This is a genomic window from Flavobacterium agricola, assembly GCF_025919725.1.
GTDB classification, from domain to species: Bacteria; Bacteroidota; Bacteroidia; order Flavobacteriales; family Flavobacteriaceae; genus Flavobacterium; species Flavobacterium agricola.
In genome coordinates this window covers 1,153,705-1,166,112 of record NZ_CP081495.1, presented here as the reverse complement: position 1 = coordinate 1,166,112, position 12,408 = coordinate 1,153,705, and the positions used below count along the sequence as shown (strand labels likewise).

Sequence of the window (12,408 nt, the reverse complement as noted above, 5' to 3'; positions counted from 1 at the left end):
TGCCAACTAAAATATTATGTGAGTATTCTATTTTTATTACAGTTATTGCCATAAAAAAATTAAATTTGTAACTTATTACAGATTGAATAATTTTTACAAATAAATTAAATATATGAGTATTCCAGCGCAGTTTGATGCTAAACAAGTTGAAGCGAAATGGTACGACTATTGGATGAAAAACAATTACTTTCGTTCAACACCAGATCATAGAACACCTTATACCATTGTAATTCCGCCACCAAACGTCACAGGTGTTTTACACATGGGGCATATGTTGAATAACACCATTCAAGATGTTCTAATTCGTCGTGCTCGTTTAAAAGGTTTTAACGCGTGCTGGGTGCCAGGTACAGATCATGCTTCGATAGCAACCGAAGCAAAAGTTGTTGCTAAGTTAAAAGCTGAAGGAATTAATAAAGACGATTTAACCCGTGAAGAATTCTTAAAGCACGCTTGGGATTGGACCGACAAATATGGCGGAACCATTTTAGAACAACTTAAAAAGCTAGGTGCTTCTTGCGACTGGGAACGTACCAAATTTACTATGGATGCCGAACTTTCGGCAGCAGTAATTAAATCTTTTGTTGATTTATACAACAAAGGATTAATTTACCGTGGATTCCGCATGGTAAACTGGGATCCGGAAGCAAAAACAACGCTTTCTGACGAAGAAGTAATTTACGAAGAACGTCAAGGTAAATTATACCACGTTAAATATCAAATTGAAGGAACTAACGATTTTCTTACCATTGCAACAACTCGTCCGGAAACTATTTTAGGAGATTCAGCAATTTGTATTAATCCGAATGACGAACGTTACGCGCATTTACGAGGTAAAAACGCAATTGTTCCGATTGTAAATCGCGTGGTTCCAATTATTTTTGACGAATATGTAGATATGGAATTCGGAACCGGATGTTTAAAAGTTACTCCGGCTCACGATGTGAATGATAAAGAATTAGGCGAACGTCACAACTTAGAAATTATTGATATTTTTAATGAAGATGCAACGCTTAATGATTTAGGGATGCATTACAAAGGCAAAGATCGTTTTGTAGTTCGTGATGAAATTGCTGAAGAATTAAAAACAATCGGAGCTTTAGAAAAAGTAGAAAATCACCTAAATAATGTTGGAACTTCTGAGCGTACCAAAGCCGTTATCGAACCGCGTTTATCAGACCAATGGTTCCTTAAAATGGAAGATTTGGTTAAACCAGTTATCAAAGCCGTTTTAGAAACCGAAGAAGTTAAATTATATCCGAACCGATTTAATAATACCTATCGCCATTGGATGGAAAATATTCGCGATTGGAATATTTCACGCCAATTATGGTGGGGGCATCAAATTCCTGCTTATTATTTTGGTGAAGGGAAAGAAGATTTTGTAGTTGCCGAAACTAAAGAAGCAGCTTTAGAATTAGCCAAAGCAAAATCTGGTAACGCAAACCTTGCTATGGCAAATTTAACTCAAGATAAAGATGCTTTAGATACGTGGTTTTCATCTTGGTTATGGCCAATGTCTGTTTTCGACGGAATTGTAAATCCTGATAACGAAGAGTTTAAATATTACTATCCAACCAACGATTTAGTTACCGGTCCAGATATTTTATTTTTCTGGGTTGCTCGTATGATTATTGCTGGATATGAATATACAGGCGAAAAACCATTCTCAAACGTATATTTAACCGGAATTGTACGTGATGCACAACGCCGAAAAATGTCAAAATCACTAGGAAATTCACCAGATCCGTTAGATTTAATCGAGAAATTTGGTGCCGATGGTGTACGTTGTGGTTTATTGTTATCTGCATCAGCAGGAAACGATATTTTGTTTGACGAAGAATTATGTAACCAAGGTAAAGCTTTTACAAACAAAATCTGGAATGCCTTCCGTTTAATTCAAGGGTGGGAAATTTCAGAAACCAATGCACAACCAGAAGCTTCTAAAGCTGCGATTGCATGGTACGAAGCGAAGCTGCAAAAAACTTTAGCAGAAATTGAAGATCATTTCGAAAAATACCGAATTTCAGATGCTTTAATGGCTATTTATAAATTGGTTTGGGACGATTTCTGTTCGTGGTTCCTAGAAATGATTAAACCAGGTTACCAACAACCAGTTGATGCAGTAACTTATAAAGCGGCTATCGAAATGCTAGAAGCAAACCTAAAATTATTGCATCCGTACATGCCTTTCTTAACAGAAGAAATTTGGCAACATATTACAACACGTACGCCAGAGCAAGCTTTAATTGTTTCTGCATGGCCAGAAATTAAGTCATATAACGAGCAATTAATTGTTGATTTTGATTATGCTGCCGAAGTTATTTCAGGTATCAGAACCATTCGTAAAGACAAAAATATTTCGTTTAAAGAAACGATTGATTTAAAGGTGCTGAATAAAGACAACAAATCTACAACTTTTGATGCTGTAATTACAAAATTAGGCAACGTTGCAAATCTAGAATATGTAAACGAACAAGTTGCAGGAGCATTATCATTCCGTGTAAATGCTAACGAATATTTTATTCCAATTTCCGGATCGGTAAACGTTGAAGAAGAAGTTGCTAAGTTAGAAGAAGAATTAAAATACTTAAAAGGATTTTTAAAATCAGTACAAGGCAAACTTTCAAACGAAAAATTCGTGAACGGAGCACCCGAGCAAGTAATTGCAAACGAACGCAAAAAAGAAGCCGATGCGCTGTCTAAAATTGCAACTATTGAGCAATCATTAGCCGGATTAAAATAATAAATACCACCAAAAAACCTTTTCTATTTTCAGAAAAGGTTTTTTGTTTTTTTGGCGTTCCCGTTTGTTAACTCCTGCCGTCGTTACCAAACACGGCGCGTGTTCGCCCTCGCTTTTTTACCATTTGCAATGGTAAAAAGAGCTCAAACAAGGCATCACCCGCTAACGCATCCTAAGCACATATTTTTAGGTGCATGAAACAAGAATTCAAAAAAAATGTATCTTAGTGCAACTAAACAAAAAACTAAAAAATGACTTTTAAAACATACGAAACCGATCGCTTATTTATCCGACCAACTTTGGTAGAAGATGCCGAATTTATTTTAGAATTACTTAATTCTCCCAAATGGATTCAGCACATTGGTGATCGAAATGTAAAAACCATTACCGAAGCTGAAAATTATATAAAAACCAGAATGTTACCTCAGTTAGAAAAAAAGGTTTTTCTAACAACACCGTAATTTTAAAAGCAACCGGAAAAAAAATCGGATCATGTGGTTTATATGACCGCGATGGAGTAGAAGGTGTTGATATTGGTTTTGCTTTTTTACCCGAGTTTGAAGGACAAGGTTTTGGATACGAATCGGCTGCAAAATTGATGCAAGTTGCCCAGTCAGAATTAGGTATTGAAACCATTAGCGGTATTACAGCTGTAGATAATTTTGCATCACAAGGATTACTAACAAAGCTAGGTCTAAAACGCATTGGTTTAATTACTTTACCTAATGACACCGAAGAAGTTTTACTTTATAGAAATAAATAAGCTATCAGCAATTTAAGTTCGTTCTAATCGTTTGTTATATAACCAAAAAACAAAAAACGATGAGTGATGAAAAACCAACAAAAAAAGTTAGTGTAGAAATTCCTTCTGTTCACGAACTTGCAAAAAGAAGATCATTAATTCAGGCCTTGTTTGGCTTAGTTTTCCTTCTTTTTTTCTTTAACTTTTTAACGATAAAATGTAACAATACCAGTTTAGTTTCTTTAACAGGTATGAATTTAGTTACCGGTGTTGATGTTAGCAAACAATTAGATGGGCCGTTAAAAGATATTAGTAGTATGAGCCAATCGATGCAAGATGAGGTTGAGGATGACGAGAAAAAAGAATCTAAAATTCCACCAAATATGTACGCAATTATTGCATTGGCAGCTGTAATAATTGGTGGTGTAATTTTATTTGTTGCAACAACACCATCTAATAGCATTGCTGCGGTTTGTGCTGGTATTGCTTTTGTTGCACTTATTGGATTAAAATTAACTTTTAGTGCTAATTTACAAGAACAAGATAATGAATTTGTTAAGGTTAGCGTTCAAGCTAATTTTGCATATTGGTTAGCGCTTGTTGTTTTGTTAATCAATACGTATTTATCTTTTATAAGACATAAACATAAATATGAATAAAAAAAAGCTTACCAATTAGGTAAGCTTTTTTTATTTTATAATAAGTAAGGTATCACTTTTCTTAATAAGTTCTATGCTATTTGGAAGATAGGGAACATTTTTTAGGAATGATTTTTGTTTAATCAGAATAACTTCTTCCGCATTTATTTTTTTAGGATTTGTATTGTCAGAAATTGTTATAAAACTTGTTGTTTTGGCTGTAGGACTAACATCTTTTTCTGTTTTGTTTTTTTTTGTGGTAATTAGTACAACACCATTTTTTCCTTTTTCACCGTACTTAGTAATTGCTTCTTCACCTTTTAAAACTGTAATATATTCTATTGTGTTTGGAGCAATGTTGGATAAAGAATTTTCAGTAACAACATTATCAATAATATACAAAGGTTGTTCAAACTCAAGATTTACATTATTTGTAACAATCCTTGGAGTTTTATCTTGGGCAATAATTTTTGTTTGGATAGAATACACAACATTTTCTTCATTGTTTTTTTTTCTTTATTTTCTTTTTTTTTCCCTTGGTTAGAATCATTTTTAATAATTTCTTTTTCCTTAATAACAATAATTTTTGTTATGGTATCAACATGTTTTTTTTGTGTTTGTGGCAGGTAAGTAATTTTGTTTCCTTTAATTTTTATAACATTGTTTGCTGATTCTTTATCTTCTACATTAGAATTTTTTGTTTGAGCAATAGATTCAATCTGAAATAATACAAAAAATAGTATTAAAACAGGCACGCTTAATAAAATTTTAATTTTTTTCATGGAGTTCGATTTTTGATTGTTAATTTGAATGATTCTCTTTTTTAAATCGCTACTGTTAAAAGAGCTTATAGCAGCAACTTGTTTATGTATTTGTGTTTGTAATAAACACAATTGATACCGATTTACATTTTCTGGAGTAACTAGTAAACTGTCAACTTCAAACTCTAAATTTAAGATAATATCTTTTTAAAGTAATTTTAGCAATGGATTAAACCAGAATATCTTAGTAACGCATTCAATAAGTATTAAATCTAGTGTATGTTTTAAACGAATGTGTATTTGTTCGTGTTGAATAATTAAATCTGCATTAGGTAACTGTATAATATCAGGTGATGCAACAACCCATTTATAAAATGAAAAAATGGTTTGTTTTTCTGAGGTTAATTTTATATTGGTTTTTAACTTTGTTTCAAGTTTTTGAATCTTTATATAAAGCAGAATTAGTTTGTAACACGTAATAAGTAACAATATCATGCTAATAGCCATAAAACAATAAAAAAATATTTCTTTAAGAAAATTAAAAGTTCTATAGTAAGCTGTTAGCGCTTCAGTTGATAAATTATTAGGTTCTAAATCTAAATTATTTAAAGACGTTGTTGTATTGAATGGGATCCAAATAATTCTTTTAAAAAATAGAGTAGGAGCTATAAAAGACAAGGCTATTGCTGCAATGAAGTACATTCTGTTTAAAGAATAGAAACTTTCTTTTTCCAGAAAAAATCTATAAATTGCCCAAAAAGTAACAAGTAAAATATTTACTTTTAATAGGTAGAACAAAGCAAATTCCATACGCAGTTTTATTTAGCTCTATTTTTTAATATAATTTCTAATATTTCCTGAATTTCATTCTCGCTCAGCTTTTCATCTTTAACAAAATGACTGATTAAGTTAGAAACAGAATTGCTAAAGTATTTTTTTAAGGATTCATCAACATATTTACTTCGATATTTATCTAACGTAATTATCGGATAATACTGATGTGATTTTCCATAACTTTTATGAGCTAAAAAACCTTTATCTTCTAGTAACCTAACAATGGTTGATAAGGTATTATAATGCGGTTTCGGTTCAGGCATTTCCTCAAGAATATCGTTTATAAATCCTTTTTGTATTTGCCATATAATGTGCATAATCTCCTCTTCCTTATTTGTAAGTTTTTCCATTTTAAATGCATTTAATAATTCAAATGTAACTAAAAATTTAGTTACAAAACTATTTTTTTAGTTATATAACTAAGAAAATAGTTTTATAGGTTGTTACATAAAAAAAGCTTACCAATTTGGTAAGCTTTTTTTATTTGTTTTCTTCGCTTGCTAAATAAAATTTCAACGATTTTTGTGGGTATTGCTCAGCACTTTTATTACTTGGGTTTGCAATTAAAGTTTTAATACTAATTTTATCTCCCAACTTAAAAGATGCATTTACTAATTTATAATCTAACAAATACGGACCACAAAAATAATTTCCGTTTTCGTCTTTTTCAATAATTCCTTGATAAAGCCCTTTTTTTGTTTCTTTCGGCATGTTTATAATAATTAAGACGCAAATATACGTGGCTTTTTAGCAACAAAAAAATATTGTAACAACATTAAATAACTTACTTTATGTTTATAAAATGCTGCCTTTAAATACTTTAGTTTGTGTTTTGCAGTTATATTGATAAATCTAAGTATTTTATCAATATGAGCGAACTTACAAAATACAAGTTAAAGCAGAAGGTAGATTTTGAATTTCCTGATATTGTTAGCTTGGCTAAGAAAAAGTTAATTCAGGTTTGGTTTGGCTGTGCCACGTTACTATTTTTTTTTAATTTTTTCACGATTAGTTGTGACGGCAATCAATTGGTAGCGCTTAGCGGTTTAAATTTAGTAACCGGCACTAATGTTGCTGCTGAAATAACCAACAATTTAACCGAAATAAAAGGATTAAAAGCTTTTGATGAAAAAGGTAATATTGTACAAGCTGATGCTGTTTTTATAACGGATGAAAAAGGACGTGTTTCACCCAATTTTTTTGGAATTATATCTTTCACTTGTACTCTGTTTCCGCTGTTTTTGTATTTTTTGAAAACCTATTATATTAATCGCATTGCAACCATTTTGGGTTTAATTGCGTTTATTTCGCTTCTAATTTTACGTTTAAGTTTTATTGGAAACTTAGTTCTGAATACGAAAGAAATGCTCGATTTATTTATAGAAACTTCATGGGCCTTTTGGTTTACCTTGCTATTTTTAGCTTTAGGAACCTTTTTTTCGTTTGTTCGTTGGGATATCGAATAAATCATTTTTTAAAACTTTTTTAAGCACTTCTAAGCGCATTTCTCTAAAAATTGGTGTTTTTACACCTAAAAATCTTGTTTTAGCCCTTTTTTAAAAATGCATTCCGGTAGTTTTGTATAAATCCATATAAAAACAAAACATATGCAAGTAATAAAATGGGATTTAAACAACATTCCAAACGCACAACAAAAAGCAGCAATTTCAAATTTTTTATATCATCATTTAGAGGAATATGGTGATGAACAAATAGATATTGACAAATGTTTGGCTTATACATTTAATGAGCTTAACGAAAAACAAACCGCTGGTTTTATTGTTTGTTTTTACGAATCTGAAAAAATTATTGCAGCTTGTGTGGTAAACGAAACCGGAATGACGGGTTTTATTCCAGAAAACATTTTGGTTTATATTGCTACTCATGCAGATTACCGTGGAAAAGGATTAGGAAAAAAACTAATGCAAACGGTAATAAACGAAGCAAATGGTGCTATTGCGCTGCATGTTGAAAGCAATAATCCAGCAAAAAAATTGTACGAAAAATTGGGCTTTACCAATAAATATTTAGAAATGCGATACCAAAAATAACATGGCTTATATTATATTACACCAAAATAAACTTAAACACAATTTTGATTATTTAGAACAATTTTTTAAATCTCAAAATGTAAATTGGTCGGTGGTAGCCAAAATTTTGTGTGGTCATAAAAAATATTTAGAATTGTTGCTAAGTTTTAATGTCAATCAAGTTTGCGATTCTCGTATCACCAACTTAAAAACCATTAAACAAATTAATCCGCAAGTAAAAACTTTTTACATCAAACCTCCAGCAAAAACCGCAATTGCCGATGTAATAAAATATGCCGATGTAAGTTTTAATTCTGATTTATATACCATTCAATTATTAAATGATGCTGCTAAAAAGCAAAACAAAACCCATCAGGTTATTTTAATGATTGATTTAGGCGAATTGCGAGAAGGCATTATGCGTGAAGATTTTTTAGATTTTTACGATAAGTTACAAACTTTTTCTAACATTCAAGTTTTAGGCATCGGAACCAATTTGTCTTGCTTGTACGGCGTATTGCCCAATACCGACAAACTAAATCAATTGGATTTATACAAACAATTGGTAGAAGCTAAGTTTAATCAAACCTTTCCTTACATTTCGGGCGGTTCTTCTGTAACTATGCCTTTATTAGCAAACGGTTTACTACCAAGTGCTATTAACCATTTCCGAATAGGCGAAACTTTATTTATGGGAACCAATGCGTATGCGCAAGAAGCTTATGATTTTTTAGAACAAAATGTTTTTGAATTACGAGCCGAAATTATTGAGTTGTACGAAAAACCCATAGTACCGTCGGGCGAATTAGGAGCTAATTTAGAAGGCGAAACGCCGAGCTTTGATGAAAACGATTTAGGAAAAACTTCTTTTAGAGCCCTTGTAGATATTGGGTTGTTAGATGTAGATATCAATCATGTAACGCCAGCCGATCTAACATTTACTATTGAAGCCGGAACGTCTGATATGACGGTTTTAGATTTAGGAAAAAACGAAGCGCAGTATAAAGTGGGTGATACCGTTCGGTTTCATTTAGATTATATGGGCATTGTGCGCATCATGAATTCTAAATATATTGATAAAGTTATTGAATAACTTTTTTGATTAACGCGGCGTAGCTTTAAACTTAATACGCTTTAAAAGCGAAACAAGCATTGTATCACGTTCATCATTAAAAACTACTTGTGCATCAAGCAAAGCATCATAAAGCTGATGTAGCAAACGCCCTTTTATATATTCATTCTGTTGCAGCTTGTTTAATAATAAATCATAATAACTATTGTCTTTATTATGTAATAACAATAGCAACAGCGCAGTTTCTTGTTCGGTAAATCGCATTTTTTTTAGCAAAGATAGTAAAGAATAAACAAGAACAAATTCTTATAAAAAACTTAAAGTTTATAAGCTCACTAATATTTTATATAAAATAACGTTGCCATTATATGTATTTGATTTTTTATGTTAAAAATTGCTTAGCTGTGTTTTTTGGCAAGCGAATTGCTTACAATAACTTATTTAGTTGACATTTAATACATAACAACTTATTTATATGATGAAATTATTAAAATTAACAACCTTATTTAGCATGTCAGTACTAGCAACTCAGCAGATTTCTGCTCAAAAAATAAACAGAACTTTAAAAGAAGATGTAATTGTTACTGCCACGCCAAACAGCTTAGAACTCAATTTTGCAAAGCCCGGCACCTATTTGGTTTATCAAGGCAATTCGCCAACAACTATTCAATGGCAAAATCCTATTACGGTAACCGATCAAAAATTAAGCATTCCTAAAAATGAAGTGCGAACCTTTTTCGGAATTATTACGCCTCAAAAAGATACGTTATTGGTTGCAGAACGAAAGTTAACTTTTAAAAAAGTAGCTAATTTTAGAGATTTAGGCGGCTTAAAAACAAAAGATGGACGCTATGTAAATTGGGGACGTTTTTATCGATCTGATGCCTTAAATGGACTACAAGATAATGAGTTTGCTTACATCAATCAATTAGGAATAGCTAAGGTTTATGATTTGCGTTCGGATTTTGAAATTGGCAATGCCAAAGATCATTTACCAAAATCTGTAACGTACGAACATTTTCCAATTTTTGCTGACAAAAATAGCGGCATGTTGCAAGGTTTACAGCAAAAAATGAATGATGGTATTTTAACGGTTCAAGATGCAGAAGAATTGTTAGTTAATGCAAATCAAACTTTTGCTAATGAAGATGCGGATAAGTTTAATAACTTGTTACATCAAATTTTTGTTCAAGATCAGCATCCAAATTTATTTCACTGTACTGCAGGTAAAGATAGAACCGGTTACACAGCTGCCTTAATTTTAGCTGTTTTAGGCGTAGATAAACAAACCATTTTAGACGAATATGAAATGACCAATTTTTATACAGCCGATAAAATAGAAGCTTTGAAAAAAGGTTATGCCGAAAAAGCAGCAACTTCTCAGGTACAAATTGAGCCCGAAGCTATTGGTGCTTTAATGAGCGTGGATAGAAAATATTTAGAAGCAGCTTTTGATATTATTGATGCTAAATATGGCGGAATTGATGCTTATATTAAAAATCAATTAGGATTTTCAGATCAGCAACGCCAAGCTTTAATAGAAAAATATACCTACAAATTATAAAAAAATCCAGCGCATGCGCTGGATTTTTTTATAATATTTCTTTAAAAATAGTTTCAATAAGTAAAGGTTCTGCAAAAACTGCATAAACACGTTGCCAAGGTTCAGAATCAATTAATTTCCAATAATGTCCGCTTCCGGTGGTATCATCAGCAATTAAAATAGTGCCTGGTTTTATAACAAACGATTGCCCGCTATGCACGGTAAATTCTAATGTACCTTTTAAAGTAACTACAAATTGTGTTTGCGGCGCTGTGTGCCAATATAATTTAGAAAAAGCAGGGCTTTCTACAAATGTAGTGGTTGTTGTTTTAACATGCGTATGGTTATGAATATAACCTTCTTTAAAATGCGAATGTCCGTCTGCACCGGTATATAAGTAAATGGCTCTCATAAATGTATTTTAGTTAACTAACGAAAAAAATATAAAATAAGTATAAAAAAAGCAAGGCGTTACCGCCTTGCTTTAACCAACCAAAAATTGTTATACTTTTAAATATAACGAAAAAACTAAATATATTATGAAAAAACAACCTTTTTACCAGTTGCAAAGCAAAATTACGTCATAATTATTAATTTTTACGTATTTAGAAGGAGTTTAACTTATGTTTTTTACCTTATTTTAATAAAGTTAAAATGGAGTGAAAAAAAACTTAATATCTATTGATTAATTAGTTTTTTTAGTAATCCTTTTCTAAAATAATTTGTAATCCTATAACTTTTTATTTATTTCTAAAACCGTTTATCGGTTTTAAATCTGCTTTTAAAGAAAAAATGTTTGAAAAATAAAGTTATTTTTAGCTAAAAGAAGTTGTTTTATTAGCGAGCAATTTTAAAACATACTATTTCTCATTTTTTTAAGTTTATCAACTAATTAAATGTGTTTTAAAAACAAATAAGTACCATCCTATTATTGGCTAAATTCATTTTTTAAATTTACTAAAAAATTGCATTTTTACCAATTCCAATTCTTAATAAATAAACAAATGAATATAAATTTATCTTCTAAAATTGCTGTTGTTGCGTTATTTGCTGTAACAAGTTTAAGCACAGTTCAAAACTCGGTAAAAGAGCTGAATAAAATTACGTCAAAAAATCTAGAATCTATTTTAAATAACAACAAACATTGGGCTGATTCTGGTGCGGTAGCAACTTATATTCCTGAGTTGGCTAAAGTCAATCCGAATAAAATCGCTTTTTCTGTAGTAAAACCTAATGGTGATGTTGTTAATGTTGGTAATATAGATCAGAAGTTTACCATGCAAAGCATTTCTAAAATTGTTGCCTTATTTATAGCGGTGAAGCAATATGGAGAAAATGATTTTTTTAAACGTTTAGGATATTACGGAACCGACAAACCATTTAATCATTTTGCCAATTTAGATAATGGCGGAAAACCTTTAAACCCGATGATGAATGCTGGGGCTATTTTAACTACCGCAATGATTTCTAACGAAGGTGAAGATGGCTATTTACGAATTCGTGATATGGTGCGTTACATAACTAAAAATAATAGCATTGATTACAACCATGCCGTGTACCAATCGGAACGTGAAACCGGACATAGAAACCGCGGTATGTTTCATATTTTAAAAAACTCTGAATTAATTACTGGAGAAGAAAATAAGTTAGATAATTATTTTAAACAATGTTCTATTGAAGTTACTGCCGAAGATTTAGCTAAAATAGGTTATTTTTTTGCTAATGATTGTGTGCGTTTTGATGGCGATGCAACGTATAAAAATGCTGATTTAGCTCAGTTGGTAGAATCGCAAATGTTAATTGCCGGAATGTATGATGCAAGCGGTGTTTATGCGCGTAATGTTGGATTACCAAGCAAATCGGGTGTGGGTGGCGGAATTGCTGTTGCTGTACCTAATAAAATGGGAATTGGAGTTTATAGCGCTCCGCTTGATGCTGCAGGAAATTCGGTTGCGGGTTACCACATGATTTTAGAACTTGTTAAACAATACGATTTAAGTATTTTTTAAAAAACAAAAGGTCGAATTTTAAATTCGACCTTT

General features: G+C 31.4%; 16 protein-coding genes. 9 read left to right on the top strand and 7 right to left on the bottom strand.

The annotated features are described in order from the left end of the window. Window positions 1–112 precede the first annotated feature (112 nt). From K5I29_RS05810 to K5I29_RS05800, 4 genes are all read left to right on the top strand, one after another. A complete protein-coding gene (locus K5I29_RS05810) occupies window positions 113–2,746 on the top strand; it encodes a valine--tRNA ligase (RefSeq protein ID WP_264434959.1) in 2,634 nt (877 codons plus the stop codon). 251 nt (window positions 2,747–2,997) lie between these two features. Further along, window positions 2,998–3,207, top strand: coding sequence for a GNAT family N-acetyltransferase (locus K5I29_RS13435; protein WP_317134301.1), 210 nt, complete (start codon window positions 2,998–3,000; stop codon window positions 3,205–3,207). Further along, window positions 3,207–3,509 carry a GNAT family N-acetyltransferase gene (locus K5I29_RS13430; protein WP_317134311.1) on the top strand — a complete coding sequence of 101 codons (303 nt, stop codon included), beginning with the start codon at window positions 3,207–3,209 and terminating at the stop codon, window positions 3,507–3,509. The genes K5I29_RS13435 and K5I29_RS13430 overlap by 1 nt, the downstream gene beginning before the upstream one ends. A 59-nt stretch (window positions 3,510–3,568) precedes the next feature. Then, a complete protein-coding gene (locus K5I29_RS05800; protein ID WP_264434958.1) occupies window positions 3,569–4,147 on the top strand; it encodes a hypothetical protein in 579 nt (192 codons plus the stop codon). Window positions 4,148–4,177: 30 nt separating this feature from the next. On the opposite strand, the gene K5I29_RS05795 is transcribed toward K5I29_RS05800, so the two are convergent. The 5 genes from K5I29_RS05795 to K5I29_RS05775 form a co-directional block, all read right to left on the bottom strand. Then, window positions 4,178–4,615 (bottom strand): hypothetical protein, encoded by a 438-nt coding sequence (locus K5I29_RS05795; RefSeq protein WP_264434957.1) that lies wholly within the window; start codon window positions 4,613–4,615, stop codon window positions 4,178–4,180. Further along, window positions 4,549–4,908: a hypothetical protein gene (locus K5I29_RS05790; protein WP_264434956.1), complete on the bottom strand. Its 360-nt coding sequence runs from the start codon at window positions 4,906–4,908 to the stop codon at window positions 4,549–4,551. The genes K5I29_RS05795 and K5I29_RS05790 overlap by 67 nt, the downstream gene beginning before the upstream one ends. 186 nt (window positions 4,909–5,094) lie before the next feature. Further along, window positions 5,095–5,697, bottom strand: coding sequence for a M48 family metalloprotease (locus K5I29_RS05785; protein WP_264434955.1), 603 nt, complete (start codon window positions 5,695–5,697; stop codon window positions 5,095–5,097). A gap of 8 nt (window positions 5,698–5,705) precedes the next feature. Then, window positions 5,706–6,071 carry a BlaI/MecI/CopY family transcriptional regulator gene (locus tag K5I29_RS05780; protein WP_264434954.1) on the bottom strand — a complete coding sequence of 122 codons (366 nt, stop codon included), beginning with the start codon at window positions 6,069–6,071 and terminating at the stop codon, window positions 5,706–5,708. A 130-nt stretch (window positions 6,072–6,201) separates the two neighbouring features. Continuing rightward, window positions 6,202–6,432, bottom strand: a complete 231-nt coding sequence (locus K5I29_RS05775) for a hypothetical protein (RefSeq protein WP_264434953.1) — start codon at window positions 6,430–6,432, stop codon at window positions 6,202–6,204. Window positions 6,433–6,590: 158 nt separating this feature from the next. On the opposite strand from K5I29_RS05775, the gene K5I29_RS05770 reads away from it, so the two are divergent. The 3 genes from K5I29_RS05770 (at window position 6,591) to K5I29_RS05760 (ending at window position 8,844) form a co-directional block, all read left to right on the top strand. After that, the gene (locus tag K5I29_RS05770; RefSeq protein ID WP_264434952.1) at window positions 6,591–7,187 is read left to right on the top strand and encodes a hypothetical protein; all 597 of its coding nucleotides are present in this window, start codon (window positions 6,591–6,593) and stop codon (window positions 7,185–7,187) included. Window positions 7,188–7,328: 141 nt separating this feature from the next. Further along, window positions 7,329–7,772, top strand: a complete 444-nt coding sequence (locus K5I29_RS05765) for a GNAT family N-acetyltransferase (RefSeq protein WP_264434951.1) — start codon at window positions 7,329–7,331, stop codon at window positions 7,770–7,772. Between the two features lies 1 nt (window position 7,773). Continuing rightward, window positions 7,774–8,844 carry an alanine racemase gene (locus K5I29_RS05760; protein ID WP_264434950.1) on the top strand — a complete coding sequence of 357 codons (1,071 nt, stop codon included), beginning with the start codon at window positions 7,774–7,776 and terminating at the stop codon, window positions 8,842–8,844. A gap of 9 nt (window positions 8,845–8,853) precedes the next feature. Here the strand turns inward: K5I29_RS05760 and K5I29_RS05755 are convergent, their stop codons facing one another. Continuing rightward, window positions 8,854–9,087: a hypothetical protein gene (locus tag K5I29_RS05755; RefSeq protein WP_264434949.1), complete on the bottom strand. Its 234-nt coding sequence runs from the start codon at window positions 9,085–9,087 to the stop codon at window positions 8,854–8,856. Between the two features lie 211 nt (window positions 9,088–9,298). Here K5I29_RS05755 and K5I29_RS05750 point away from each other — a divergent pair, with 211 nt between their 5' ends. Then, window positions 9,299–10,387, top strand: a complete 1,089-nt coding sequence (locus tag K5I29_RS05750) for a tyrosine-protein phosphatase (protein ID WP_264434948.1) — start codon at window positions 9,299–9,301, stop codon at window positions 10,385–10,387. A 28-nt stretch (window positions 10,388–10,415) separates the two neighbouring features. Here the strand turns inward: K5I29_RS05750 and K5I29_RS05745 are convergent, their stop codons facing one another. Further along, a complete protein-coding gene (locus tag K5I29_RS05745) occupies window positions 10,416–10,778 on the bottom strand; it encodes a cupin domain-containing protein (RefSeq protein ID WP_264434947.1) in 363 nt (120 codons plus the stop codon). Between the two features lie 592 nt (window positions 10,779–11,370). Here K5I29_RS05745 and glsA point away from each other — a divergent pair. Then, on the top strand, window positions 11,371–12,375 hold the full coding sequence (gene glsA / locus K5I29_RS05740; protein WP_264434946.1) for a glutaminase A: 1,005 nt from the start codon (window positions 11,371–11,373) through the stop codon (window positions 12,373–12,375). Window positions 12,376–12,408: the final 33 nt, after the last annotated feature.

Bases quoted from the DNA above. Each gene is read 5' to 3' on its own strand.
- K5I29_RS05810 (WP_264434959.1), top strand. From the start codon at position 113: ATGAGTATTCCAGCGCAGTTTGATGCTAAACAAGTTGAAGCGAAATGG.
- K5I29_RS13435 (WP_317134301.1), top strand. From the start codon at position 2,998: ATGACTTTTAAAACATACGAAACCGATCGCTTATTTATCCGACCAACT.
- K5I29_RS05800 (WP_264434958.1), top strand. From the start codon at position 3,569: ATGAGTGATGAAAAACCAACAAAAAAAGTTAGTGTAGAAATTCCTTCT.
- K5I29_RS05790 (WP_264434956.1), bottom strand. From the start codon at position 4,908: ATGAAAAAAATTAAAATTTTATTAAGCGTGCCTGTTTTAATACTATTT.
- K5I29_RS05785 (WP_264434955.1), bottom strand. From the start codon at position 5,697: ATGGAATTTGCTTTGTTCTACCTATTAAAAGTAAATATTTTACTTGTT.
- K5I29_RS05780 (WP_264434954.1), bottom strand. From the start codon at position 6,071: ATGGAAAAACTTACAAATAAGGAAGAGGAGATTATGCACATTATATGG.
- K5I29_RS05775 (WP_264434953.1), bottom strand. From the start codon at position 6,432: ATGCCGAAAGAAACAAAAAAAGGGCTTTATCAAGGAATTATTGAAAAA.
- K5I29_RS05770 (WP_264434952.1), top strand. From the start codon at position 6,591: ATGAGCGAACTTACAAAATACAAGTTAAAGCAGAAGGTAGATTTTGAA.
- K5I29_RS05765 (WP_264434951.1), top strand. From the start codon at position 7,329: ATGCAAGTAATAAAATGGGATTTAAACAACATTCCAAACGCACAACAA.
- K5I29_RS05760 (WP_264434950.1), top strand. From the start codon at position 7,774: ATGGCTTATATTATATTACACCAAAATAAACTTAAACACAATTTTGAT.
- K5I29_RS05755 (WP_264434949.1), bottom strand. From the start codon at position 9,087: ATGCGATTTACCGAACAAGAAACTGCGCTGTTGCTATTGTTATTACAT.
- K5I29_RS05750 (WP_264434948.1), top strand. From the start codon at position 9,299: ATGATGAAATTATTAAAATTAACAACCTTATTTAGCATGTCAGTACTA.
- K5I29_RS05745 (WP_264434947.1), bottom strand. From the start codon at position 10,778: ATGAGAGCCATTTACTTATATACCGGTGCAGACGGACATTCGCATTTT.
- glsA (WP_264434946.1), top strand. From the start codon at position 11,371: ATGAATATAAATTTATCTTCTAAAATTGCTGTTGTTGCGTTATTTGCT.